Source organism: Burkholderia arboris (assembly GCF_038723655.1).
Taxonomy (GTDB): domain Bacteria; phylum Pseudomonadota; class Gammaproteobacteria; order Burkholderiales; family Burkholderiaceae; genus Burkholderia; species Burkholderia arboris.
Genome location: NZ_CP109821.1, coordinates 279,924 through 305,772, shown reverse-complemented (window position 1 = coordinate 305,772; position 25,849 = coordinate 279,924). Strand labels below are relative to the sequence as shown.

Below are 25,849 nucleotides of genomic sequence, written 5' to 3'. Positions count from 1 at the left end.
GCTGGACGTCGCAACGTCCGCCCGGCCGGCGGTTTTCTTTTGTTGACGACAGGCCGATGAGTACCATTCATGTGATTCAGGGCGGCACCGCCGCCGCGTCGCTGCGCGAAGCCCTTGCGCAAGCCGGACGCGACGAGCACGTCGTCGGATTGCTCGACGATCTCGGCGTCGGGCCGCTCAAGGGCGCCGACGAGACGCCCGATACGCGCGCCGCCTTCTGGCAGCACGTGCTCGGCGACCAGATCCCCGACTGGAACGCGGAAATCGAAGGCGAGTTCGCGCGTCTCGACCAGCTCGCGATGGATACGGGCCAGGTGGTCGTGTGGCACGCGCCGAGCGTCGGCGACAAGCTGCTGCTGCGCCGCGTCGCCTATCACCTGCGCAACGTGCCGCAGCGCCTGAACGAGGTGCGGCTGTCGGCCGCCGACCTCGACACCGCGCAGCGCGCGTCGCTGTCGCGCACCGACCAGGCCTGCTCGACCGGGATGTTCTCGCCCGCGGAACTGGCGCGCAAGCGGCCGGTGGCCGCGCCGATCTCGGTACTGCGCATCGGCCGCCTCGCGCTCGAATGGCAGGAGGCGAAACACCTGAACGCCGAATTGCGTTATTGGGTCAGCAACACGATCAAGAGCGGCCACTTCGCCGATCTCGACGCGCTGATCGTCGCGCGCGCGGAAACCGACTGGCTGCCCGCGCGGCGCCTCGTCGGCAGCATCATGGCCGCCGCCGATCGCGGCGGGCTGTTCGTCAGCGATTCGATCGCCTGGTGGCGCTGCCGCGAACTCGCGGCCGCCGGCCGGCTCGAGCTGCAGGACGACACCCCCGACGCCCTTTCCTCCACGCAGGTGCGCGCGGCCCGCGCGGCCACCACGCACCGCTAATCTTCCGCATTCGACCATGGCCCGTACCCGAGCGCCCGATCACGAATCCCAACGCGAACAGATCCTCGATCTGGCCGCCGAGAAATTCGCGCAGACGAGCTACCCGAGCACGTCGATGTCCGATCTCGCGACCGCGAGCGGCACGTCGAAGGCACGCCTCTATCACTACTACGAGAGCAAGGAAGCGATCCTGTTCGACCTGCTCGACCGCTACACGAAACGGCTGATGCTGATCATCGCCGAGGTCGAAGGCGCGAGCCAGCGGCGCGGCCTCAGCGAGCGCGACGCGTTCGCCGAGCTCGTGCGCGCGTTCCTCGCCGAGTACGAGACGTCGCACAGCCGTCATGTCGCGCTGCTCAACGACGTGAAGTATCTCGAGGATGCTCAGCGCGAAATCGTGCTCGACCGCCAGCGCGACATCGTCGCGGCGTTCACGCGGCAGCTCGCCCGCGCGTACCCGGACCGCATCTCGAAGGAAAACCAGACATCGGTGACGATGATGGTGTTCGGGATGATCAACTGGACCTTCACGTGGCTGAAGCCGGGTGGCCGCCTCGGCTACCGCGACTTCGCCGAGCAGGTGATCGACCTGATCGAGCGCGGGCTGTCGACGGCAGCCTGATTGCCGCGAAGCAGCATGCGTTGCGCGACGGGCACACTGCGACCGCCCGCCGCGCATTTCATATGATGAATTTTAAATCTGTTAAAAATCAAATAGATAGCCTGATAATTAAGCAGGTTTAGAATTCACCCTCAACGCGAGATACGGGTTTTCCCCAATCCGAGGGGCCGCAGTCGGGTAAAATGCTGTTGCATTGCACAACCCGCTGTACGGTCACACATTGAGGAACCCACGATGAACACGCAATTCAACGGCACTGCCGATGTCGTCGGCAACGCCGGTAGTGCGCCGGTTCTCGTCAGGGAACTGGCTTCCAAAGACCGTGAGCAGATGCTCACCCACTTTCTCTCGCTCGACGAAGAGGACCGCCTGCTGCGCTTCGGCCAGATGGTGCCTGACCACGTGGTCGAGAACTACGTCCGCACGATCGATTTCGGTCGCGACACCGTGTTCGGCGTGTTCGACCACGACCTCGAACTGATCGGCGTCGGCCACCTGGCCTACCTGCCGGCCGAGGGCGACAAGCGTACGGCCGAATTCGGCGTGTCGGTGCTCGAAAGCGCGCGCGGCCGCGGCGTCGGCTCGAAGCTGTTCGAGCGCGCGGCGATCCGCAGCCGCAACACGCGCGTGACGATGCTGTACATGCATTGCCTGTCGCGCAACGCGACGATGATGCACATCGCGAAGAAATCCGGGATGCGGATCGAGTACGCGTACGGCGAAGCCGATGCGTACCTGTCGCTGCCACCGGCCGACCACTCGACGATCATCGCCGAGATGCTGCAGGAACAGGCCGCGGTGTTCGACTACGCGATGAAGCGCCAGACGCGCCGCACGACGAAGTTCATCGAATCGCTGATGCCTGCCGCGCTGACGGCGTAACATCGGCCAGCCGGGCCGCGCCAGTGGCGCGCCCGGCCCCTGCCTTCCCCTCCACGCTAGCGCACCGAGCGAATCGGCAGCGCCGTCGTCTCCTTGAAGCATTCCAGCGAGAAGCTCGTCTTCACGTCGATCACCGACGGGTGATGCAGCAGGTGCTCCTGCACGAAGCGGGAGAAATGCGCCATGTCCTCGACCTGCACGCGCAGCAGGTAATCCATGTCCCCCGTCATCGCGTGACACGCGACCACTTCCGGCCAGGTCTGCACGGCCGCGCGGAACAGCTCCGCATGGGTCGCGCCCGCGCGCGCCGACGTCTCGTCGACCCGCACCGGCGCGAGGCCGCCGCGCTTCTCGAGCCGCACGCTCACGTACGCGAGCAGGTCGAGCCCGAGTTTCTGCGGGTTCAGCAGCGCGACATAGCCGGTGATCACGCCGATCTCCTCGAGCCGCCGGATCCGCCGCAGGCACGGGCTCGGCGACAGGTTCACGCGCTCGGCGATCTCCTGGTTCGACAGGCGCCCGTTCTCCTGAAGAATCGCGAGAATTCGCCGGTCGATGGCATCCAATTCGGCTTGCGCCATCTTCTGCCCTCCAATGATTATTTCAAGACTGGAAATTGCGCCATCGTAGGGGCTGGCGATTAAATTCGCAAATTTCCGCTCGCGGCCGCCCGCTACACTCTGTCGCATGCATCGACTCGCTGCGCACGCGCGGCCGTCGACATCGAACCAGGTCAGGCAGGCGCACGTCGCCCCGGCCGATCGCCCCGCACAGGAGACACGACATGCAGATCCCCAACTGGGACAACCCCGTCGGCACCGACGGCTTCGAATTCATCGAATACACGGCACCGGACCCGAAAGCGCTCGGACAACTGTTCGAACGGATGGGTTTCACCGCGATCGCACGTCACCGCCACAAGGACGTGACGGTGTACCGCCAGGGCGACATCAACTTCATCATCAACGCCGAACCCGATTCGTTCGCGCAACGCTTCGCGCGCCTGCATGGCCCGTCGATCTGCGCGATCGCGTTCCGCGTGCAGGATGCCGCGAAGGCGTACCGGCGCGCGCTCGACCTCGGCGCGTGGGGCTTCGACAACAAGACGGGCCCGATGGAGCTGAACATCCCGGCAATCAAGGGCATCGGCGATTCGCTGATCTATTTCGTCGACCGCTGGCGCGGCAAGAACGGCGCGCAGCCGGGCGCGATCGGCGACATCAGCATCTATGACGTCGACTTCGAGCCGATCGCCGGCGCGAACCCGAACCCGGTCGGCCACGGCCTGACGTACATCGACCACCTGACGCACAACGTGCATCGCGGCCGCATGCAGGAATGGGCCGAGTTCTACGAACGCCTGTTCAACTTCCGCGAAGTGCGCTACTTCGACATCGAAGGCAAGGTGACGGGCGTGAAGTCGAAGGCGATGACGTCGCCGTGCGGCAAGATCCGCATCCCGATCAACGAGGAAGGCTCGGAAACGGCCGGCCAGATCCAGGAATACCTCGACGCGTATCACGGCGAAGGCATCCAGCACATCGCGCTCGGCGCGAGCGACATCTACCGGGCGGTCGACGGCCTGCGCGGCAAGGAAGTGAAGCTGCTCGACACGATCGACACGTATTACGAGCTGGTCGACCGCCGCGTGCCGAACCACGGCGAATCGCTGGACGAGCTGAAGAAGCGCAAGATCCTGATCGACGGCGCGCAGGACGACCTGCTGCTGCAGATCTTCACCGAGAACCAGATCGGGCCGATCTTCTTCGAGATCATCCAGCGCAAGGGCAACCAGGGCTTCGGCGAAGGCAACTTCAAGGCACTGTTCGAATCGATCGAACTCGACCAGATCCGCCGCGGCGTCGTGCAGGACAAGGCCTGACGCATCCGGCCAGCGGCCGCCGCGGGCAACCGGGCCGGCCGCACGATCCGTGCGGTACAACGAAAAAGGGCGGGAATCCGAGGATTCCCGCCCTTTTTTCATTCCGGCGCGGCCTGCTGGCCGCGCGACCGGATCAACGCGCGTTCACCTTCGACGCGGCGGGCCGCACGGTCGACGGCTGCGCGACGGCGTCCTGGGCCGGCACGATCTGACGCATCTGCGCGCCGGCTGCCGCCAGTGCGCTCGCACCTTGCGCGCGCACCGGGCCGGTCATCGCGAAAAACGCGGCGGACACGATCAGGAAACTCTGGATATGACGTGTGTTCATTGCACCTCCTGTAAAACTGCCGGCGCCTCCCCGATTGCGTCGAAACGAACCAACGCGACCAGGCACCTCCGGCAGGCCGACAAGATTAACGGCAATTGCCCGCAGATGGACGCGGCTTTACATGCTTTTACATGATGTAACGCATCATCACGCCCTGTTTTCTGGTGCGCCGCCGCAATTTGACCCGGATTCCAACCGATGGGCGGCGGGTTTGCCCCAGTGCTACCATCGCTTAAAACCGGCGAATATGCCGGCCACTGCCGACGCGTCCACAAGACGCCCGAAGCAGTCGAGTTTTGGTGATCCCAAACTGGGTGGAGGAGACAGTTAATGAATGCCCCGCTAGACGCAGGCCAACGCGCGTCGCTAGAAGCCGCGCTGAAGTCCGTCACGCTAGATGACAAATACACACTGGAACGCGGTCGCGCGTACATGAGCGGCATCCAGGCCCTCGTGCGCCTGCCGATGCTCCAGCAGGAACGCGACCGCGCCGCCGGTCTCAATACGGCCGGTTTCATCTCCGGCTACCGCGGCTCGCCGCTCGGCGGCCTCGATCTGTCGCTCTGGAAGGCCAAGCAGCACCTGGCCGCCCACCAGATCGTCTTCCAGCCCGGTCTCAACGAAGATCTCGCCGCCACCGCCGTGTGGGGCTCGCAGCAGGTGAACCTGTATCCCGGCGCGAAGCACGACGGCGTGTTCGGCATGTGGTACGGCAAGGGCCCGGGCGTCGACCGCACCGGCGACGTCTTCAAGCACGCGAACTCGGCCGGCTCGTCGCAGCACGGCGGCGTGCTGGTGCTCGCCGGCGACGACCACGCGGCGAAATCGTCGACCCTCGCGCACCAGTCCGAACACATCTTCAAGGCCTGCGGGCTGCCCGTGCTGTTCCCGTCCAACGTGCAGGAATATCTCGATTTCGGCCTGCACGGCTGGGCGATGAGCCGTTATTCGGGCCTGTGGGTCGCGCTCAAGTGCGTGACGGACGTCGTCGAATCGTCGGCGTCGGTCGACATCGACCCGCATCGCACCGAGATCGTGCTGCCGACCGACTTCATCGTGCCGGAGGGCGGGCTGAACATCCGCTGGCCCGACCCGCCGCTCGTGCAGGAAGCGCGGCTGCTCGACTACAAGTGGTACGCGGCGCTCGCCTATGTGCGCGCGAACAAGCTCGACCGGATCGAGATCGATTCGCCGAACGCGCGCTTCGGGATCATGACGGGCGGCAAGGCGTACCTCGACGTGCGCCAGGCGCTGACCGACCTCGGCCTCGACGACGAAACCTGCGCGCGGATCGGCATCCGGCTCTACAAGGTCGGCTGCGTGTGGCCGCTCGAAGCGCAGGGCGCGCAGGCATTTGCGCGCGGCCTCGACGAAATCCTGGTCGTCGAGGAAAAGCGCCAGATCCTCGAATACGCGATCAAGGAAGAGCTGTACAACTGGCCGGACGGCCAGCGGCCGCGCGTGTTCGGCAAGTTCGACGAGAAAGACGGCGCCGGCGGCGAATGGTCGGTGCCGATGGGCAACTGGCTGCTGCCCGCGCACTATGAGCTGTCGCCCGCGATCATCGCGAAGGCGATCGCGACGCGCCTCGAGAAGTTCGAGCTGCCGTCCGACGTGCGCGCGCGCATCGCCGCGCGGCTCGCGGTGATCAACGCGAAGGAAATGGCGCTCGCGAAGCCGCACGTGCAGACCGAGCGCAAGCCGTGGTTCTGCTCGGGCTGCCCGCACAACACGTCGACCAACGTACCGGAAGGCTCGCGCGCGATCGCCGGCATCGGCTGCCACTACATGACCGTGTGGATGGACCGCAGCACGAGCACCTTCAGCCAGATGGGCGGCGAAGGCGTGCCGTGGATCGGCCAGGCGCCGTTCACGGACGAGAAGCACGTGTTCGCGAACCTCGGCGACGGCACCTACTTCCACTCGGGCCTGCTGGCCGTGCGCGCGGCGATTTCGTCGAAGGCGAACATCACCTACAAGATTCTCTACAACGACGCCGTCGCGATGACGGGCGGCCAGCCGGTCGACGGCGTGCTGACGGTGCCGCAGATCACGCACCAGCTCGCGTCCGAAGGCGCGAAGAAGATCGTGATCGTCACCGACGAGCCGGAGAAGTACGACAGCCAGAAAGCGCTGCTCGCGCCGGGCGTGACGATCCATCACCGCGACCAGCTCGACGACGTGCAGCGCGAGCTGCGCGAGATCGAAGGCACGACGATCCTGATCTACGACCAGACCTGCGCAACCGAGAAGCGTCGCCGCCGCAAACGCGGCACGTATCCGGATCCGGCCAAGCGCGTCGTGATCAACGACGCGGTGTGCGAAGGCTGCGGCGACTGCTCGGTGCAATCGAACTGCCTGTCGGTCGAGCCGCTGGAAACCGAATTCGGCACGAAGCGCCAGATCAACCAGTCGAGCTGCAACAAGGACTTCTCGTGCGTGAAGGGCTTCTGCCCGAGCTTCGTCACGGTCGAGGGCGGCCAGCTGAAGAAGCCGAAGGCCGTGTCGGTCGACGGCAACGCGCTGCCGCCGATGCCGGAACCGACGCTGCCGGACATCGACCGCGCGTACGGCGTGCTCGTCACCGGCGTCGGCGGCACGGGCGTCGTCACGATCGGCGCGCTGCTCGGGATGGCCGCGCACCTGGAAAACAAGGGCGTGACCGTGCTCGACGTCACCGGCCTCGCGCAGAAAGGCGGCGCGGTGATGAGCCACGTGCAGATCTCGCACGCGCCGACCGACATCCATGCGACGCGGATCGCGATGGGCGAAGCCGACCTCGTGATCGGCTGCGACGCGCTCGTTACGGCAGGCGACGAGTGCACGTCGCGGATGCGGCACGACACGACGCGCGTGGTCGTCAACAGCGCGCAGACGCCGACCGCCGAGTTCATCAAGAACCCGAACTGGGCGTTCCCGGGTCTGTCCGCGGAGAACGACATCCGCGCGGCAGCGGGCGTTGCCGTCGACTTCATCGACGCGAACCGATTCGCGGTCGCGCTGCTCGGCGACGCGATCTACACGAACCCGTTCGTGCTCGGCTACGCGTGGCAGAAAGGCTGGCTGCCGCTCACGCTCGCGTCGCTCGAACGCGCGATCGAGCTGAATGCGGTGTCGGTCGAGAAGAACCGCGCGGCGTTCGACTGGGGCCGCCGCGCCGCGTACGACCTGGCCAGCGTGAAGCAGGCCGCGGCCGGCGACGCACGCCCCGCGCAAGGCGCGACGGTAATCGCGCTGCACACGAAGAAGGCGGTCGACGCGTTGATCGCGAAGCGCGTGGAATTCCTCACTGCGTACCAGAACGCCGCGTACGCATCGCGCTATGCGGCGTTCGTCGACAAGGTGCGCGCCGCCGAGCGCGCGCTGGCGGACGGCGATACGGTGCAGGAGCAACTGACCGAAGCGGTCGCGCGCAACCTGTTCAAGCTGATGGCGTACAAGGACGAATACGAGGTCGCGCGGCTGCAGTCCGACCCCGCGTTCCTCGCGCGCCTGACCGCGCAGTTCGAAGGCGACTGGAAGCTGAAATTCCACCTCGCACCGCCGCTGTTCGCGAAGACGGACGCCCACGGCCATCTCGTGAAGAAGGCGTACGGCCCGTGGATGATGTCGGCGTTCCGGCTGCTCGCGAAGGCGAAGTTCCTGCGCGGCACCGGGCTCGACCCGTTCGGCCGCACCGACGAGCGTCGCACCGAGCGCGCACTGATCGGCGAGTACGAAGCGCTGATCGGCGAGGTGATGGCCAAGCTGAACGCGGCCAACCGCCCGCTCGCGCTCGAGCTCGCGGCGCTGCCGGACGGCATTCGCGGCTACGGCCACGTGAAGGAGAACAACCTGCGCGCGGTACGCCTGAAGTGGGACACGCTGCTCGCGAAGTGGCGTTCACCGGCGGGCGGCCAGTCGCACCAGCAGGTCGCGTAACGGTACGCGGCGGGCGAGGCGTTCGCGGCCAGGACGCCCCGCCCGCGCCGCCCGTTACGATTCATGCGAAAAAAAACGCCACGGAACGCAGGTTCCGTGGCGTTTTTCATTGCGCCGCGCCTTGAGCGCGGCGCACGCGGGCGTGGACTTACTTCGTGTTCACGTTCGCGGCGGCAACGGCCGTCATGTTGATGATCCGGCGCACGGTCGCAGCCGGCGTCAGGATGTGGACCGGCTTCGCTGCGCCGAGCAGGAACGGGCCGACCGTCACGCCTTCGCCGCCGACCATCTTCAGCAGGTTGTACGCGATGTTCGCCGCTTCGACGTTCGGCATGATCAGCAGGTTCGCTTCGCCCGACAGCGTCGTGCCCGGGAACGCCTGCTTGCGGATCACTTCCGACAGCGCCGCGTCGCCGTGCATTTCACCGTCGACTTCCAGGTTCGGCGCACGTTCGACGATCAGCTTGCGGGCCTCGGCCATCCGGCGCGACGACGCCGACGGCGCGCTGCCGAAGTTCGAGTTCGACAGCAGCGCGGCCTTCGGCGCGATGCCGAAGCGCTCGATCTCGGCCGCAGCCTGGATCGTCATGTCGGCGAGCTGTTCGGCGCTCGGCAGTTCGTTCACGTACGTGTCGCACACGAACAGGTTGCGGCCCGGCAGCATCAGCAGGTTCATCGCGGCGAAGTGCTCGGCGCCCTTCGCGCGGCCCAGCACCTGCTCGATGAACTTCAGGTGGCTGTGGAACGTGTCGATCATCCCGCAGATCATCCCGTCCGCATCGCCCAGGTGCACGAGCATCGCGCCGATCAGCGTGTTGAACTTGCGCATCGCGGCCTTCGCGACTTCCGGCGTCACGCCGTCACGCGCGCCGATCTCCTGATACGCCTGCCAGTAGCGGTGGTAGCGTGCATCGTCTTCCGGATCGACGATTTCGAAATCGGTGCCGGCCTTCAGCTTCGAGCCGATCTTCTGCAGGCGCATGTCGACGACCGACGGACGGCCGACGATGATCGGCTTCGCGATCTTTTCCTGCAGCACGAACTGCGCGGCGCGCAGCACGCGCTCGTCCTCGCCCTCGGCGAACACGATGCGGGCCTGCTTCTGCTTCGCGGTCGCGAACACCGGGCGCATCACCATGCCGGTGCGGTAGACGGTCGCGCCGAGCTGCTCGCGGTACGCGTCCATGTCCTGGATCGGGCGCGTGGCGACGCCCGAATCCATCGCGGCTTGCGCGACGGCCGGCGCGATCTTGATGATCAGGCGCGGATCGAACGGCTTCGGAATCAGGTAGTCCGGCCCGAATTCGAGCGAGTGGCCTTCATACGCCTTCGCGACTTCTTCGCTCTGGTCGGTTTCCTGGGCCAGTTCGGCGATCGCGCGCACGCACGCGAGCTTCATTTCTTCCGTGATCGTCGTCGCGCCGACGTCGAGCGCGCCGCGGAAGATGAACGGGAAGCACAGCACGTTGTTGACCTGGTTCGGGTAGTCCGAACGGCCGGTCGCGACGATCGCGTCCGGGCGCACGGCCTTCGCGTCTTCCGGGCGGATTTCCGGTTCCGGGTTCGCGAGCGCCAGGATCAGCGGCTTGTCGCCCATCGTCTTGACCATGTCCTGCTTCAGCACGCCCGCGCTCGAGCAGCCGAGGAACACGTCCGCGCCGACGATCGCGTCGGCAAGCGTGCGTGCGTCGGTGGTCGCCGCATAGCGCTGCTTCGACGGATCGAGGTTGCCGCGCCCTTCGTAGATCACGCCCTTCGAATCGGCGACGAGGATGTTCGACTTCGTCAGGCCGAGGTTCACCAGCAGGTCCAGACACGCGATGGCCGCGGCGCCGGCGCCCGAGCACACGAGCTTCACTTCGGACAGCTGCTTGCCGACGACCTTCAGGCCGTTCAGGATCGCGGCCGACGCGATGATCGCGGTGCCGTGCTGGTCATCGTGGAAGACGGGGATCTTCATGCGCTCGCGCAGCTTCTGCTCGATGTAGAAGCACTCCGGCGCCTTGATGTCCTCGAGGTTGATGCCGCCGAGCGTCGGCTCGAGCATCGCGATCGCCTCGACCAGCTTGTCGGGGTCGGACTCCGACAGTTCGATGTCGAACACGTCGATGCCCGCGAATTTCTTGAAGAGGCAGCCCTTGCCTTCCATCACCGGCTTCGCGGCAAGCGGGCCGATGTTGCCGAGGCCCAGCACGGCCGTGCCGTTCGTGATGACGCCGACGAGGTTGCCGCGCGACGTGTACTTCTGCGCGTCGAGCGGATCGGCGTGGATCGCTTCGCACGCAGCGGCAACGCCCGGCGAATACGCAAGCGACAGATCGAGCTGGTTCGACAGCGGCTTGGTCGGGGTGACCGAAATCTTGCCGGGTTTCGGGTTCAGGTGATAAGCGAGTGCGGCCTGCTTCAGTTGTTCGTCCATGATTGACCTGCGAGAGACATGCGAAATATTGACGGCTCAGTACACAGCACCTTCGGCCGCGTCTGCTTGGATCGAGGGGATGGTCGACTGCGAGACGGCACGCGACGCGCCGGGTCGGCACGCCATCGAACCTTGGCGGGTGGCAAGAGGAAAGTACAAAGTACTGAACGATTTCTAAGGGTCGCCTAGTGTACACCCCCTAAATGACGTCCGTTGGTGCAGCGCCGCATCCTTGGCATCAGCGTCGGGTTGGTCGCGCCCCGTTTGTTTCGCCAGTGGTGAGCGGCATGGCGAACCTGCGCGAATTCCGCCGAAAACCGGCCTGAATCGGGTAAAATATCGGGCTACGCGCGCAGCGATGCGATTGGCCCTCCGATCGCGCCCCCGCCCTCTGGGCAGGTTCCCCTTGCTGCGCCACCGGGCCCGCGCCCGCTCCTCGCTCAACACCCAAGGAATGCCCATGACAGGCTACGATCGTCAGTCGATCTCGGATACGACCGCCAAAATCCTGCTCGAAGTGCAGGCGGTGCACTTCAACGCCGAAAAACCGTTCATCTTCACGTCCGGCTGGGCAAGCCCCGTCTATATCGACTGCCGCAAGCTGATCTCGTACCCGCGCGTGCGCCGGGCGCTGATGGAAATGGCGGAAACGACGATCACGCGCGACATCGGCTTCGAGCAGATCGACGCGGTGGCGGGTGGCGAGACGGCCGGCATCCCGTTCGCGGCCTGGATCGCGGACCGGATGATGGTGCCGATGCAGTACGTGCGCAAAAAGCCGAAGGGTTTCGGCCGCAACGCGCAGATCGAAGGCCATCTGGAAGAAGGCTCGCGCGTGCTGCTGGTGGAAGACCTGACGACCGACAGCCGCAGCAAGATCAACTTCGTCAACGCGCTGCGCACCGCGGGCGCGACGGTGAATCACTGCTTCGTGCTGTTCCACTACGACATCTTCAAGGAAAGCGTGTCGGTCCTGAAGGACATCGACGTCGACCTGCATGCACTGGCGACGTGGTGGGACGTGCTGCGCGTCGCGAAGGCTTCGGGCTACTTCGAGACGAAGACGCTCGACGAAGTCGAGAAATTCCTGCACGCACCGGCCGAGTGGTCGGCGGCGCACGGCGGCGCGACGTCCCCGAAGGATTGACGCCGCGCCGGCCCGCAGGCCGGCGTCCTGGCTGAAAAAGCCGCCTGCTTCATCGCAGGCGGCTTTTTTTTCGTCCGCCGGGCCTCGGCCCGGCCGCGCGATGACCGAGCGCAATCGCGGGTTGCGGCGTGCATCGCTCATCGAACCCTAATGCTAGACTTGATCCATCGCCGCCATCAGCGGCACGGGCAACGCACAACGCCAACCACGCCGGGAGCATCGGCCCGGCCCACGTGACGGGAGAAGCGCCATATGCGAGTGGATCGCCGGATCACTCTGCCTGCGCCATCGGGTCGCCCGTCTCCGTTCCTCCGCTTCGTTTTCCTCTGCGCCGCCGTCTTCGCGGCGCTGCCCGCGCATGCAGAAGGCCCGTTCACCGTGACGAGCGACGACCTGACGCCCGGCGCTCGCGTACGTGCCGCGAACGTATTCGACCGCGGCGACTGCAAGGGCGCGAACCGCTCGCCGCAGCTCACCTGGCACAACCCGCCGCCCGGCACGCGCGGCTACGCGGTCACGCTCTTCGATCCCGACGCGCCCGGGCACGGCTGGTGGCACTGGGCCGTCGCGGGCATCCCGGCCACCGTGACGAGCCTGCCCGCCGACGCGAGCGCATCCGGCTTCCTGCGGCGCATCGGCGCGAGCGAGGCGCGCAACGACTTCGGAATCGACGGCTATGGCGGCCCGTGCCCGCCACCCGGCAAGCCGCACCGCTACGTGATCACCGTCTACGCGCTGAAAGGCACCGACCTGCGCGTGTCGCAGGGCCGCCCCGCGCCGATGTTCGAACACGAGATCGGCACGCTCGCGATCGGCACCGCGCAACTCGCGGTCACGTACGGGCAATAGCGGGCGCCGGGCGCCGCCGGGCGGCTGGGCCGCCGCGATTGCCGGCCGCAGCGAATTTCAGTGCGTCTCACGCGCACGTTGTCCCGTCATTTCGGCTTGCTAGACTCGTCGTCACCGGTCGCGGCATCCCCCGCCGCGCATCCGTCGCGCCGCCCGCCGGCGACGCGTGACGCGGCGAGCCTGCGGTCCGCCGTTCCCGTCCCTTTCCGGAGAACGCTTCATGTCGAACATCGTCATCGTCTATCACAGCGGCTACGGTCACACACAGAAACTGGCCGAGGCCGTGCATGCCGGCGCGCAGGACGCCGGCGCGAACGTGCGCCTGATCGCCGTCGGCGACCTCGACGACGCAGGCTGGGCCGCGCTCGACGCGGCCGACGCGATCGTCTTCGGCGCGCCGACCTACATGGGCGGCCCGTCGGCGCAGTTCAAGCAATTCGCCGATGCCACGTCGAAAGCGTGGTTCACGCAGAAGTGGAAGGACAAGATCGCCGCGGGCTTCACGAACTCCGCGACGATGAACGGCGACAAGTTCTCGACGATTCAATATTTCGTCACGCTCGCGATGCAGCATGGGATGGTGTGGGTCGGCACGAGCCTGATGCCGGCCAACTCGAAGGCGGCCACGCGCAACGACATCAACTACCTCGGCGGCTCCACGGGCCTGCTCGCGCAATCGCCGGCCGATGCGACGCCCGACGAAGGCCCGCTGCCGGGCGACCTCGAGACCGGCAAGGCGTTCGGCCGGCGCGTGGCCGAAGCAGCCGCACGCTGGGACGCCGGCGCCCGCTGAGCCCGCCCCTGCGCCCGCGCGCTCGCACCGGCGGGCGTCAAAGGGACACAAGACGGCCCGCCGGCCGTCCTTTTTTTCGCCGCGCGCGGTGCAGGCCCGCCGGATGACGTCTTAAAATGGCGGTTTCCGGGCGCGGGCCCGCGTTTCATTCAGTGAGAGCGAAATGAGCACCAAAGTTTTTGTCGACGGCCAGGAAGGCACGACCGGCCTCAAGATCTTCGAATACCTGTCGGCACGCAGCGACATCGAGATCCTGCGCATCGATGAAGCGAAGCGCAAGGACGTCGAAGAGCGCCGCCGCCTGATCAACGCGTCGGACGTCACGTTCCTGTGCCTGCCGGATGTCGCGTCGCGCGAATCCGCCTCGCTCGTCGAGAACCCGAACACGATCCTGATCGACGCGAGCACCGCGTTCCGCACGAGCGCCGACTGGGCCTACGGCCTGCCGGAGCTGACCCGCGCACAACGCGAGAAGATTCGTACGTCGAAGCGCATCGCGGTGCCGGGCTGCCACGCATCGGCGTTCGTGCTCGCGATGCGTCCGCTCGTCGATGCCGGCATCGTCGCGCCGACGTTCGCCGCGCACAGCTACTCGATCACCGGCTACAGCGGCGGCGGCAAGTCAATGATCGCCGACTACGAGAATGCGGCGCCGGGCGGCAAGCTCGCGAGCCCGCGTCCGTATGCGCTCGGCCTCACGCACAAGCACCTGCCGGAAATGGCCGCACACACGGGCCTCGCGAACGCACCGATCTTCACGCCGATCGTCGGCCCGTTCCTGAAGGGGCTCGCGGTGACGACCTACTTCACGCCCGAGCAGCTCGCGAAGCGCGCAACGCCGCAGGACGTGCAGCGCGTGTTCGCCGAGTACTACGCGGACGAAGCCTTCGTGCGCGTCGCCCCGTTCGACGCGGACGCGAACCTCGACGGCGGCTTTTTCGACGTGCAGGCGAACAACGATACGAACCGTGTCGACCTGTTCGTGTTCGGCAACGCCGAGCGCTTCGTCACGGTCGCGCGCCTCGACAACCTCGGCAAGGGTGCATCGGGCGCCGCGATCCAGTGCATGAACCTGAGCATCGGCGCGGCCGAGGACGCAGGTCTCAAACGCTGATTCAGCATCGCATGCAATGCAAAGCCGGCCACTGGCCGGCTTTTTATTTACCCGTATCAGGCAATATATAAAAAAGGCCGCATCGCGCATTTACAATTATTTACAAGCTTTCCATTGCGCGATTACCAGTGAATTAATCCCACCCCTCCTTTATCCAGTGAATCCCGAATAGGGATAAACCGGATACCGTCGCTTTAAACGCTGCCGTTATACGCAGGAAGGCGCTCCGAGAGCGTGCCGGGCGTCGCACATCCCCCACTCCGGCAGCTTCCGGCCGCCTGCCGTACGTTTAAATTCTTACCGAATGCCTTATCCGGCAAGGATTCAAAACACGATTCCCGTTTCAATCGCCTTTTTTAGACGGGTTCATCAATTGACAGCAAAAATCAAGGCGGCGACATTAGCTCGCACAATTAAACGATTGGAGACAGCGGCATGTCGCACGCCTTATCGAAGGGGGTGGCAACGGCCTTTGCCATTGCCCCTTTCCTGGTTGCATGTGGTGGAGGGGACGGCGGCGCACCCGCGCCGATCAATGCGCCCCAATGTTCCGGATCGAGTTGCGGCACGCAAGGGCCGCCGCCGTCGCAGCCCGTCAACGGCGCGCTGTGCCCGGCCGATGCCGACATCGTGAAGAGCACGTATCTCGGCGGCGCAGGTAGCGGCGAGATCGTCAGCGTCAACATCGACGCGGTCGCGATGACGTACACGCTCAAGTGGCTCGAATCGCCGATTCCGCTCGCGACCGGCACGGTCACGCCGAGCCGCGTCGGCACGACGATCGCCGGCAAGGTCATGCATCCGCCGACCGGCACGCTGCCGACCGCCGAACAGACGCGCTGCGCGTTCGTGCTCACGCCGGGCACGGGTACCGCGCCGAACGGCTCGACGTATTCGACCGCCGCCGACTTCAACCCGGCGAACCCGCCGATGCTGCTGGTCGGCATGGGCGTCGCGGGCGGCGGCATTCCCGGCGCGACGGTTCAGTTCGATGGACTGACGATCGCCCTCGGCCCGGTCACGCTGTACAAGAACGTCGGTCAGGTACCGAACCGCCACTTCGATTTCTACCCGTTCCTCGGCTTCGCGAACACGACGACCGACCTCACGAAGCTGCCGGGCACGTACAACGCGCTGCTCTATCACCTCGTGCCGTCGGGCAACTATGCGACGAAGGGCGTCAACTCGAGCGAGACGTTCGACGCGAACGGTGCGTGCACGTCGACCTCCGGCAGCTGCCAGACGACCGGCAATCCGTGGACGGTGAATGCCGCGGGCGGCTATCTCAACAGCACGCAGGCACCGCAGATCCTGCCGCAGACGTCGCTGCCGCTCATCGGCACGACCGGCAAGTCGGCGACCGCGCACATGGTGATCGGCCAGCTCAACGGCGCGACGGTGCCGGTGATCGTGCGCACGGGCGACGTGAACCTCGGCACGGCGCCGCTGCATGCCGACGCAAAGGTCGACGACGAATCGGGCATCGCGGTGCTCGGCGCGGCGACGGCGATCCAGTCGGGTGCGGTCGACGGCGGCTACGCGGGCGCGGACTCGAACTTCAAGTACACGGCTGCGCTGATCCGCGGCAGCAACGCGTCGTTCATCAACCCGACCACGCAGGCCGAGGAAGACGGCTTCACGCTCGACTACGGCCAGACGACGCCGGGCCTGCTGAACGCGACGACGATACCGAAGAGCGGCACGGCGGCATCGGGCGTAGTGATCGCGACGGGCGGGCTTTATGCGGCGCTGATCCAGGGCACGGTGAACGGCGGCGTCACGTCGACGTCGGCGAACTCGACGACTTCGTCGACACCGTACTTCGGCGTGGGCGCACAGATCAGCAAGTAACGGTCGAGGACGCGGCGGCGAACGATGCGCCGCCGCGGCATGCAGGGAAGGCTCGAAACGACGGCGTCCGGCACGGCGCGGGCAGCACGAGCACAACGAACAGAAGCGGCCGACAGGGAGCTGGCCGCCGCACAAGACAAATCTGGAGGAGCAACATGAAGCGCAACCTCATTCTGGCGGCGGCCCTTGCCGCCCCCCTTCTTTCCGCTTGCGGCGGCGGCAGCGACAACCCACCTCCGCTCGTCGAAGACCGGCTCTGTCCCGCCTCGCTCGACTACAGCACCGTGTTTACGGGCGGTGCGGGCAGCGGCGAACTCGCGAAGGTGCAGCTCGACACGACCAAGATGACCTGGCAGGTGACGTACGTGGAATCGGCCGTGCCGCGCACGACCGGCACCGTCACGCCGACCCGCGCGGGCACCGTCGACAGCGGCACGCTCACGCAGGAAACGCTGCTGCCGACCAACAAGCTGAACCAGTGCGCATTCCGGCTGAACGGCGCGAGTCTCGATCCGTCGCGTCCGGCGCGGATCTTCGTCGGCGAAGGTGTCGCGGGCGGCACGATCCCCGGCAAGGAAATCCAGTTCAACGGCGTGCTCGGCCAGGCCGCGGTGCCCGACACGAAATTCCCGTATTACCCGTTCATCGGCTTCTCGTCGATCGAAACCGACATCACGAAGGTCGCGGGTACGTACAGCCATGTCGGCTTCGGCGAAGTGCCGTCGCAGAACTTCGCACCGGCGTCGATCGACGCGAAGGTGACGATCAACGCGGACGGCTCGTGGACCAAGTGCGACTCGACCGGCCAGTTCGCCGGCGGCGCGTGCACGCAGCAGGGCTCGAACTTCGCGCAGTCCGCGGACGGCAGCGGCGCGTTCCAGTCGAACAACTACACGAGCCAGCTGAAGCCGACGCTGTCGGCGACGCCGCAGGGCAAGGGCTTCATGATCGTCGGCAAGCTGCGCAACCAGCTCGTGCCGATCCTCGTGCGCACGGGTGTCGCGAACCCGAACCCGACGCCCGACAGCAACGGCGTGCCGGGCCTCACCGCCGACGACGAATCGAGCATCTCGATCCTCGCGCCGCAGACGGCCATCGCGGCCGGTTCGCAGAACGGCGAGTACGTGGGCGTCGACAGCCAGTTCAATTACCGGACCACCGCGCTGATCAACAACCAGGCCACGCTGCTCGATCCGTTCCAGCCGTCGCAGGCATCGCTCGCGACCGCGCTCGACCTCGACTACACGCAGAAGGTGCCGGGCGTGGTCACGACGATCCACACGGGTTCGGGCAGCACGTCGCCGACCGGCAAGTTCATCTTCACGGGTGGCGTGTTCGGTTTCCTCGACAACGCGGGATCGACGCCGTATTTCACGATCGGCGCATTCGTCCAGTAAGCGGAGGGGAAAGCCGTGATGAAGAAAACCCTTCTCTGCGCGGCGGCCGGCGCCGCCGTGCTGGCGCCGCTCGCGGCGCACGCACAGAGCGCCGGCAGCAACGTCGTCACGCTCGGCTGGTTTCACGTGATGCCGCAGCAGAGCAGCACGCCGATGACGACCAACGTCGCGCCGACGCCGATCAACACGCCGCTGCGGCTGCCGCCGTCATTCACGTCGCCGGGCACCGGGCTGCGCACGAGCGGCGCCGATACCGTCGGCCTGACGGTCAGCCACTTCCTGACCGACCACATCGCGGTCACGTCGGTGGCCGGCGTGCCGCCGGTGTTCAAGGTGTCGGGCCAGGGCACGATCAAGCCGCCAGGCCCTGCCGGCGCGCTCGGCACGCAGAACATCGGGCTGGGGTCGGTCAACCCGATCGTGAAGAGCGTGCGGCAGTGGAGCCCTGCGGTGATCCTGCAGTACTACTTCGGGCAGGCCACCGCGAAGTTCCGGCCGTTCCTCGGTCTCGGCGTGTCGTACAACTGGTTCAGCGACCTGCAGCTCAACACGAACTTCATCAAGCAGACGCAGGACAACCTCGGCGCGATCCTCGCGGCGGGCGCGGGCAAGCCGGGTACGACATCGGTGGAGGCGAAGGCGTCGTCGTCATGGCAGCCGGTGTTCAACGCGGGCCTGCAGTACAACATGACGGAGCACTTCGGGCTGGTTGCGTCGGTAACCTACATTCCGCTGAAGACGACGTCGACGGTAACGATCAAGGCGGCCGACGGTTCGGTGCTCGCCGAGTCGAAATCGGACCTGAAGGCGGACCCGATCATCAGCTACGTCGGGATGACGTACAAGTTCTGACGCCGGCGAGCGCAGGCGAATGGACAGCCACGACAAAATCGCAGGCAAAAAAAAGCCCGCCTAAGAGGCGGGCTGAATCCATATCAGAGGAGACATGGAGGAGACAGGTGCAACTATAGCGAATCGATTTCCGCAATGCAACATTTCCGTAGAGAAAATAAGGATTTTCCCTCGAATGCTGCCTCTAGTTCGCCATTACCGCATCTGACCCCCTCCCGTTCTCCCGCTCGAGCACCTCACCCAGCGCGTCGCGCAGCAGCGCGACGGGCCGCACCAGCCGGCCCGGCAACGAGCCGTGCACGATCCACACGTTGATCCGCGTTTCCAGCCCGGCCGTTTCCACCACCCGCAGTGCCTCGCGATGCGCGCTGCGCGCCAGCGCATTCGGCGCGGCGATGCCGATGCCGGCGCCGCGCGCGACCAGCGACAACTGCAACTCCGAGCCGAACGCCTCGACCGCGACGTCGAACGGCAGCCCGGCCGCGCCGAGCGCACGGCTCAGCGCCGAACGCATCCCGCAGCCGTCCTGGCTCAGCACCCACGGAAAGCCCGACAGCATGTCGAGCGACAGCGGACCGTCCGGCAGCGGGAAATCGCGCGCGGCGACGAGCACCGTCGGCTGCGTGGCGAGCAGCGTCGCGGTGAACGCGTCGGGCAGCACCGAACTGGCTGGCACCATCACGGCCGCGACGTCGAGCGCGCCGCGCTCGATGCCCTGCATCAGTGCCGGCGACCAGCCGGCCGTCACGCGCAGCGTGAGGCGCGGGAACGCGTCGCGCAGCCGGTCGATCGGCCGCTCGAGCGCCAGCTCGGACAGGAACGGCGGGACGCCGATGCGCAGCTCGCCGGACGGCTCGCTGTCCGGCGCGCCCGCCGCCATCAGTTCGTCGACCGCGCCCAGCACGTTGCGCGCAAGCGTGTAGACGTCGCGCCCGGCGGCGGTCGGCTTCAGCGGCTTGCTTTGCCGTTCGAGCAGCGGCACGCCGAGCAACGTTTCGAGGTTCTGCACGCGCCGCGTCAGGCCCGGCTGCGTCAGGTGGAGCTTCGTGGCCGCGGCGACCATCGACCCGCTGTCGACCACCGCGACGAACGCCAGGAGATCACGCGTATTCAAAACAAACTCGCATAATCATGTTAGACATATTTCAATTGTCGCATAAACATCGGGCACCTACGATGGGGATTCCTTCGACCCGTCTCCCAGGCTTCCGATGAACTGCCCTGCCAACCGTTGCCCCGCCTCCGTTCCCGCGCCTGTCGCCGCGCCGCCCGCGCTGAGCGCCGGGATGACGCTGTTCTTCGCCGCGACGGTCGGCGTGATCGTGATGGACCTGTTCGCCGCGCAACCGCTGACGGGCCCGATCAGCGCGGACCTGCACCTGCCGCCCGGTCTCGCCGGCCTCGTCGCGATGCTGCCGCAGCTCGGCTACGCCGCCGGGCTCGTATTGCTCGTGCCGCTGGTCGACCTGCTCGAGAACCGCCGCCTGATCGTCGCGACGCTCGCCGCATGTGCGGCCGCGCTCGCGCTGCCCGCGTTCACGCGATCCGGCACCGTATTCCTGCTGGCGACGCTGGCCGCCGGCGCCGCGTCGAGCGTGATCCAGATGCTCGTGCCGATGGCCGCGTCGATGGCCCCCGAAGCGCAGCGCGGCCGCGCGGTCGGCAACGTGATGAGCGGGCTGATGCTCGGCATCCTGCTGTCGCGGCCGCTCGCGAGCCTGATCGCGGGCTCGGCCGGCTGGCGCGCGTTCTACCTGCTGGCCGCGGTCGCGAACACGGCGATTGCCGTCGTCCTCGCGCTGCGCCTGCCGGCGCGTACGCCGTCGATCACGGCCGGCTACCGCGCGCTGCTCGCGTCAATGGGGCGCCTGATCTCCGACGAGCCGGTGCTGCGCCGGCATGCGCTGTCGGCCGCGCTCGCGATGGCTGCGTTCAGTGCGTTCTGGACCGCCGTCGGGCTGCGGCTCGCGCAACCGCCGTTCGGGCTCGACCTGCACGGCATCGCGCTGTTCGCCTTCGCCGGCGCCAGCGGCGCAATCGTCACGCCGCTCGCCGGCCGCGCCGGCGACCGTGGCCACGGCCCGGCCGCGCAGCGGATCGCGCACGGCACGATGCTCGCCGCGCTCGTCGTGCTCGGCATCGCCGGTGCGGGCTGGTTCGGCTTCGACGCGCATGTGCATCGCGGTGTCGCGCTCGCGCTGCTGGCGGGCGGCGCAGCGCTGCTCGATGCGGGCGTCATCGTCGACCAGACGATCGGCCGCCGCGAGATCAACCTGCTGAACCCGGCCGCGCGCGGCCGCCTGAACGGGCTGTTCGTCGGACTGTTCTTCGTCGGCGGCGCACTCGGCGCGGTGCTCGCGGGCAGCGCATGGGCATGGGGCGGATGGAGTGCGGTGTGCGGCGTCGGCTTCGCATTCGCAGGTGCGGCCGCCGTGTTCGGGGTGGCGGCCGGACGCCGGATTGGCGCGGCGGCGTTGACGCGCCCGCGGGCGTAAGCGGCCGCGTCGTGAAGCAGCCGCTCAAAACCGAACGCCCCGCCCGCTTGCGAGGGACGGGGCGTTCGGCGCGCCGGAGTCAGCGTGAAATCAGTGACGGACCAGCGCCATCATCGCGCCGAAGCCAACGAACAGCCCGCCCGTCAGCCGGTTGAAGACCTTTGCGACGCTCTGGCTCTTCAGCGTTGCGCCAATGCGCGTGCCGAACGACGCGTAGACGAGATACCAGCTCACCTCGATCACCGCGAACGTGACGACGAGGATGCCGAACTGCGGCAGCGTCGGCTCGGCCGCGTTGATGAACTGCGGCAGCAGCGCGGCCGCGAACAGGATCGCCTTCGGGTTGCTGCCCGACACCAGGAAGCCGTTGCGGTACAGCGCCCAGCGCGACGTGGCGGCCGCCTGGCGTGCGGCCGGCTCGGCGTCGCCCGCCGGGACCTCGTCGGCACCCGAGCGCCACGCCTTCACGCCGAGGTAGACCAGATAGGCCGCACCCGCGAAGCGCAGCGAGTTGAACATCGCCGGCCACGCTTCGAGCACCGCGCCGAGGCCTGCCGCCGACACCGACAGCATCAGCACCATCGCGGTCAGGCAGCCGGCCATCGTCGACGACGAGCGCCGCAACCCGTGCCGCGCGCCGTGCGTCATCACGAGCAGCATGTTCGGGCCCGGAATCGCCGATACGACGAACACCGTCGCCACGAAAAGCCACCACGTATGCAAGTTCATGACCGCCTCTGCCTGAATGTCGGGAAAACCAAACGCCGATTATGCCGTGAGCGCGGCGCTTCTGTCGCGCGTCAGCGGCCGGCGCGGCGCAGCGCCACCTCGCCGAGCACCGCGAAATCCTGGTCGCCGCCGCCGTGCGCGAGCGCATCGAGCAGGCTGTCGCGCACGACGCTCGCCACCGGCAGCGGCACCGACGTCGCGTCGCCGGCTTCCAGCGCGAGCCGGACGTCCTTCAGCCCGAGCCGCGCCTTGAAGCGCGCGGGCTCGTAGCGACGCTCGGCGATCATCGAGCCGTAGCCTTCATAGACGGGCCCCGGAAACACGCTGTTGGTGATCACGTCGAGGAAGTCGCGCATCGCGACGCCGTGCGCACCCAGCAGCGCCGACGCCTCGCCGAGCGTCTCGATTGCCGACGCGAGCGTGAAGTTCGCGGCGATCTTCGCAACGTTCGCGTGCTGCGGCAGCGAACCGAACCGCCAGGTCTTCTGGCCGATCGCGTCGAACAGCGGCTGCACGCGGTCGATCGCCTCGGCCGGGCCGCCCGCCATGATCGTCAGGCGCGCGGCGGCCGCCACGTCGGGCCGCCCCATCACCGGCGCGGCGACATAGTCGATGCCGCGCGACGCATGCGCGTGCGCGAGCGATTCGGCGAGCGCGACCGACACCGTCGCCATGTTCACGTGAATCAACCCGCGCGGCGCCTGCGCGAGCAGCGCATCGTCGAACACGGCGCGTGCGGCGGCATCGTCGCCGAGCATCGAAAACACCGCGTCACCGCGAAACGCATCGGCCGGCGTGTCGACGATCTGCGCGCCGAACGCCGCGAGCGGCTCGGCACGCTCGCGCGAGCGGTTCCAGACCCGCACCGAGTGGCCCGCCTTCAGCAAGTTCGTTGCGATCGCCTGCCCCATTTCGCCCAGCCCGATAAACCCGAGATCCATTGCCTGCTCCTTCGCTCCATGAAGCCGCGAGTTAACCACAGATGACGGCCGCCTGCAGCGCCTGCCGCCGGCCGGGCGCGGTGCGATACTGGACGGATGGCGACCGCGACCTTCCGCTTTCACGGCGAACTGAACGCCTTTCTCCCGCGCGCGCAGCGTGACCGCGCGTTCGGGCATGCGTGTGCGCGCGACGCGACGGTGAAGCATGCGATCGAGGCGCTCGGGGTCCCGCATACCGAAATCGGCCGGCTTTGCGTGAACGACGCGCCGGCCGCACTCGACCGGCCGCTCGGCGACGGCGACCGCGTCGAAGCGTTTCCGGAGCGCTCTCAGCCGGCGGCGAACGGCGCAGCCGCGCCGCAACCGGCGCGGTGGCGCTTCGTCGCCGACGCGCATCTCGGCGGCCTCGCGCAATTGCTGCGCCTTGCCGGCTTCGATACCTGCTACGACAACCATTATCGCGACGACGAACTCGCGGCGCTGGCCGGGCGGGAGGGCCGGATCGTGCTGACGCGCGACCGCGAACTGCTCAAGCGGCGCGCAGTCGTGCGCGGCTGCTACCTGCATGCGCTGCAGCCGGCCGACCAGTTACGCGAACTGTTCGAGCGGCTCGATCTCGCGCCGCACATGCGGCCGTTCCGGCTCTGCCTTCGCTGCAATGCGCCGCTGCATCCGCTCGACGCGGCCGCCGCCGCGCCGCGCGTGCCGGCAGGCATCATGCAGCGGCACCGGCGCTTCGCCGCGTGCGACGTGTGCCGGCGGGTGTTCTGGGAAGGCTCGCACTGGCGGCGCATGCGCGCGGTGGTCGACGCGATGCGCACGACGCCGCTACCGACACCGCCGCCGCCCGGCGAACGCGACGCCTGAAAAAACAAAACCCCGCATGCCGAAACATGCGGGGTTCCGCGACGCGTGGCCGGCAGTGCCGGCCCGGTGCGAAGCGCTTAGTTTGCTGCGCCTGCGTCGTTCGTGCCGGCTGCCGAAGCGGCGGCAGCCTTCGCCTTGCCCTTGGCCGAACCGTGGTGCTTCAGCGTGTGCTTCGGCTTGCTGTGATCCTTCTTGGCCGGTGCCGGAGCTGCTGCCGACGTGTCGGCTGCCGGCGCGGACGCCTGTGCGAATGCCGAAACCGATGCGAGTGCGAATGCTGCGGCGATGATCGAAGCGAGCGTCTTCTTCATTGTTCTTCCTTTAGCGGAGAAAAAATCAAACGTACCGGTAAGTAAAGATGCGAGGCATTCGCATCGGAGCCCCAGGCCGCGAGGCCGGCTTTCGCCGTTCCGTCGCGACAAAACCTGACGCACTGGTTCCATAACGCGCCGACTTCGCGGCCAGTTGACACGTTGCTTGCGCCCTCGGGTTTCCCCGGGGGCGAGCGCTTCGTCCTGCGCCGGCGCCCCGGCCAGACTGCCGCCGCATGGCGCCGCAAACCGGCTCGCGCGCCGTCGGGGCGACGCTTATACTGGCGACCATCCGTCCCTTCCCGGGAAACCGGATCGCGGCCGGTCGCCAGACCGCCGCCGTCTCGAGGCGCTCAAATTGCCCGATCACAATCTGGACAAACTGAAAATCGACCGGCGTCCGATCGCACCGGTGCCCCGCCGGCGCCGGTGGGTCCGCTATGCGGCGGCCGCCGCGATCCTCGTCGTCGCGATCGTCGCCGGCCTCGCGCTCACCGGCCGGCCGGCCGTCGAAACCACGTCCGTCACGTCCGCCTACCCGTACCAGAACGACACGCAGCTCAATGCGACCGGCTACGTCGTGCCGCAGCGCAAGGCCGCGGTCGCGTCGAAGGGCCAGGGGCGCGTCGAATGGCTCGGCGTGCTCGAAGGCACGCGCGTGAAGAAGGACGACATCATCGCGCGCCTCGAAAGCCGCGACGTCGAGGCATCGCTGTCGCAGGCGCTCGCGCAGGTGAAGGTTGCCCGCGCGAACCTCGGCGTCGAACAGGCCGAGCTGAAGGACGCCGAGATCGCATTGCGCCGCACGTCCGCGCTCGCGCCGCGCGGCGCCGTGCCGGCCGCGCAGCTCGACACCGACACGGCCCGCGTGAACAAGGCGCGCGCGACGCTCAGCAGCGACCAGGCCGCGATCGCGTCGGCCGAAGCGAACGCGCAGGCAGCGCAGGTCGCCGTCGACCAGACGGTGATCCGCGCGCCGTTCGACGGCATCGTGCTCGCGAAGCACGCAAACGTCGGCGACAACATCACGCCGTTCTCGTCCGCGTCGGACAGCAAGGGCGCCGTCGTGACGATCGCCGACATGGACACGCTCGAAGTCGAGGCCGACGTCGCCGAATCGAACATCGCGAAGATCCGCGCCGAGCAGCCGTGCGAGATCCAGCTCGACGCGCTGCCCGACATGCGCTTCGCGGGCCGCGTGTCGCGCATCGTGCCGACCGTCGACCGGTCGAAGGCCACCGTGCTCGTGAAGATCCGCTTCGTCGACCGCGACGAGCGCGTGCTGCCCGACATGAGCGCGAAGATCGCGTTCCTGTCGAAACCCGTGTCGGCGCAGGACCGGCAGCCCGTGACGGCCGTGCAGGCGAGCGCGGTGGTCGAGCGCGACGGCCGGCCGGTCGTGTTCGTCGTGAAGGACGACGCCGTGCACGCGGTGGCCGTGATGCGCGGCATGCGGATCGGCGAACTGGTGGCGATCCGCGGCGTGAAACCCGGCGACACGGTCGTGCTCGCGCCAGGCGTGAAGCTGAAGGACGGCGCGAAAGTGACCGTCGCGAAGAAGTAGCGCG

22 protein-coding genes are annotated in these 25,849 nt (G+C 67.3%); 15 read left to right on the top strand and 7 right to left on the bottom strand.

Annotation, left to right across the window (positions count from 1 at the left end):
- The first annotated feature begins 56 nt into the window (after positions 1-56).
- The 3 genes from OHZ10_RS01415 (at position 57) to OHZ10_RS01405 (ending at position 2,385) form a co-directional block, all read left to right on the top strand.
- A complete protein-coding gene (locus OHZ10_RS01415; RefSeq protein WP_059232629.1) occupies positions 57-881 on the top strand; it encodes a DUF1835 domain-containing protein in 825 nt (274 codons plus the stop codon).
- 16 nt (positions 882-897) lie between these two features.
- Positions 898-1,503, top strand: coding sequence for a TetR/AcrR family transcriptional regulator (locus OHZ10_RS01410; RefSeq protein WP_006482923.1), 606 nt, complete (start codon positions 898-900; stop codon positions 1,501-1,503).
- A gap of 234 nt (positions 1,504-1,737) precedes the next feature.
- Entirely contained in the window at positions 1,738-2,385 is a 648-nt protein-coding gene (locus tag OHZ10_RS01405) for a GNAT family N-acetyltransferase (protein ID WP_059232630.1), read from the top strand.
- 56 nt (positions 2,386-2,441) lie between these two features.
- Here the strand turns inward: OHZ10_RS01405 and OHZ10_RS01400 are convergent, their stop codons facing one another.
- A complete protein-coding gene (locus OHZ10_RS01400; RefSeq protein WP_059528294.1) occupies positions 2,442-2,966 on the bottom strand; it encodes an Lrp/AsnC family transcriptional regulator in 525 nt (174 codons plus the stop codon).
- A 203-nt stretch (positions 2,967-3,169) separates the two neighbouring features.
- Here OHZ10_RS01400 and hppD point away from each other — a divergent pair, with 203 nt between their 5' ends.
- On the top strand, positions 3,170-4,267 hold the full coding sequence (hppD, locus tag OHZ10_RS01395) for a 4-hydroxyphenylpyruvate dioxygenase (RefSeq protein ID WP_059232632.1): 1,098 nt from the start codon (positions 3,170-3,172) through the stop codon (positions 4,265-4,267).
- A 133-nt stretch (positions 4,268-4,400) separates the two neighbouring features.
- Here hppD and OHZ10_RS01390 read toward each other — a convergent pair whose 3' ends face one another.
- Entirely contained in the window at positions 4,401-4,595 is a 195-nt protein-coding gene (locus OHZ10_RS01390; RefSeq protein ID WP_342703414.1) for a hypothetical protein, read from the bottom strand.
- A gap of 330 nt (positions 4,596-4,925) precedes the next feature.
- Between OHZ10_RS01390 and OHZ10_RS01385 the strand changes: the two genes are divergently transcribed.
- Positions 4,926-8,516, top strand: a complete 3,591-nt coding sequence (locus OHZ10_RS01385) for an indolepyruvate ferredoxin oxidoreductase family protein (RefSeq protein WP_340623732.1) — start codon at positions 4,926-4,928, stop codon at positions 8,514-8,516.
- Positions 8,517-8,664: 148 nt separating this feature from the next.
- Here OHZ10_RS01385 and OHZ10_RS01380 read toward each other — a convergent pair whose 3' ends face one another.
- Positions 8,665-10,935, bottom strand: a complete 2,271-nt coding sequence (locus OHZ10_RS01380; protein WP_059232635.1) for an NADP-dependent malic enzyme — start codon at positions 10,933-10,935, stop codon at positions 8,665-8,667.
- A 460-nt stretch (positions 10,936-11,395) separates the two neighbouring features.
- Here OHZ10_RS01380 and OHZ10_RS01375 point away from each other — a divergent pair, with 460 nt between their 5' ends.
- The 7 genes from OHZ10_RS01375 (at position 11,396) to OHZ10_RS01345 (ending at position 18,938) form a co-directional block, all read left to right on the top strand.
- Positions 11,396-12,082, top strand: a complete 687-nt coding sequence (locus tag OHZ10_RS01375) for an orotate phosphoribosyltransferase (protein ID WP_059232636.1) — start codon at positions 11,396-11,398, stop codon at positions 12,080-12,082.
- 252 nt (positions 12,083-12,334) lie between these two features.
- Positions 12,335-12,931: a YbhB/YbcL family Raf kinase inhibitor-like protein gene (locus OHZ10_RS01370; RefSeq protein ID WP_256085469.1), complete on the top strand. Its 597-nt coding sequence runs from the start codon at positions 12,335-12,337 to the stop codon at positions 12,929-12,931.
- Between the two features lie 220 nt (positions 12,932-13,151).
- Positions 13,152-13,724 carry a flavodoxin family protein gene (locus OHZ10_RS01365; RefSeq protein ID WP_059232638.1) on the top strand — a complete coding sequence of 191 codons (573 nt, stop codon included), beginning with the start codon at positions 13,152-13,154 and terminating at the stop codon, positions 13,722-13,724.
- Positions 13,725-13,887: 163 nt separating this feature from the next.
- On the top strand, positions 13,888-14,838 hold the full coding sequence (gene argC, locus OHZ10_RS01360) for an N-acetyl-gamma-glutamyl-phosphate reductase (protein WP_174994517.1): 951 nt from the start codon (positions 13,888-13,890) through the stop codon (positions 14,836-14,838).
- Positions 14,839-15,273: 435 nt separating this feature from the next.
- Entirely contained in the window at positions 15,274-16,689 is a 1,416-nt protein-coding gene (locus OHZ10_RS01355; RefSeq protein ID WP_059232640.1) for a DUF2957 domain-containing protein, read from the top strand.
- A 155-nt stretch (positions 16,690-16,844) separates the two neighbouring features.
- Positions 16,845-18,086 (top strand): DUF2957 domain-containing protein, encoded by a 1,242-nt coding sequence (locus tag OHZ10_RS01350; protein WP_059232641.1) that lies wholly within the window; start codon positions 16,845-16,847, stop codon positions 18,084-18,086.
- An 18-nt stretch (positions 18,087-18,104) separates the two neighbouring features.
- Positions 18,105-18,938 carry an OmpW/AlkL family protein gene (locus OHZ10_RS01345; protein WP_059232642.1) on the top strand — a complete coding sequence of 278 codons (834 nt, stop codon included), beginning with the start codon at positions 18,105-18,107 and terminating at the stop codon, positions 18,936-18,938.
- A gap of 184 nt (positions 18,939-19,122) precedes the next feature.
- Here the strand turns inward: OHZ10_RS01345 and OHZ10_RS01340 are convergent, their stop codons facing one another.
- The gene (locus OHZ10_RS01340) at positions 19,123-20,052 is read right to left on the bottom strand and encodes a LysR family transcriptional regulator (RefSeq protein ID WP_174994518.1); all 930 of its coding nucleotides are present in this window, start codon (positions 20,050-20,052) and stop codon (positions 19,123-19,125) included.
- A 97-nt stretch (positions 20,053-20,149) separates the two neighbouring features.
- Between OHZ10_RS01340 and OHZ10_RS01335 the strand changes: the two genes are divergently transcribed.
- A complete protein-coding gene (locus tag OHZ10_RS01335; RefSeq protein WP_342703412.1) occupies positions 20,150-21,433 on the top strand; it encodes an MFS transporter in 1,284 nt (427 codons plus the stop codon).
- A gap of 90 nt (positions 21,434-21,523) precedes the next feature.
- Here the strand turns inward: OHZ10_RS01335 and OHZ10_RS01330 are convergent, their stop codons facing one another.
- Positions 21,524-22,162: a LysE family translocator gene (locus OHZ10_RS01330; RefSeq protein WP_256085467.1), complete on the bottom strand. Its 639-nt coding sequence runs from the start codon at positions 22,160-22,162 to the stop codon at positions 21,524-21,526.
- A gap of 71 nt (positions 22,163-22,233) precedes the next feature.
- Positions 22,234-23,103: an NAD(P)-dependent oxidoreductase gene (locus OHZ10_RS01325; RefSeq protein ID WP_059232646.1), complete on the bottom strand. Its 870-nt coding sequence runs from the start codon at positions 23,101-23,103 to the stop codon at positions 22,234-22,236.
- 96 nt (positions 23,104-23,199) lie between these two features.
- Between OHZ10_RS01325 and OHZ10_RS01320 the strand changes: the two genes are divergently transcribed.
- Positions 23,200-23,970: a Mut7-C RNAse domain-containing protein gene (locus tag OHZ10_RS01320; protein WP_174994519.1), complete on the top strand. Its 771-nt coding sequence runs from the start codon at positions 23,200-23,202 to the stop codon at positions 23,968-23,970.
- Between the two features lie 77 nt (positions 23,971-24,047).
- On the opposite strand, the gene OHZ10_RS01315 is transcribed toward OHZ10_RS01320, so the two are convergent.
- On the bottom strand, positions 24,048-24,281 hold the full coding sequence (locus OHZ10_RS01315; protein WP_059232648.1) for a hypothetical protein: 234 nt from the start codon (positions 24,279-24,281) through the stop codon (positions 24,048-24,050).
- Positions 24,282-24,639: 358 nt separating this feature from the next.
- On the opposite strand from OHZ10_RS01315, the gene OHZ10_RS01310 reads away from it, so the two are divergent.
- Positions 24,640-25,845, top strand: coding sequence for an efflux RND transporter periplasmic adaptor subunit (locus tag OHZ10_RS01310; protein ID WP_059232649.1), 1,206 nt, complete (start codon positions 24,640-24,642; stop codon positions 25,843-25,845).
- The last annotated feature ends 4 nt before the right edge of the window (positions 25,846-25,849 follow it).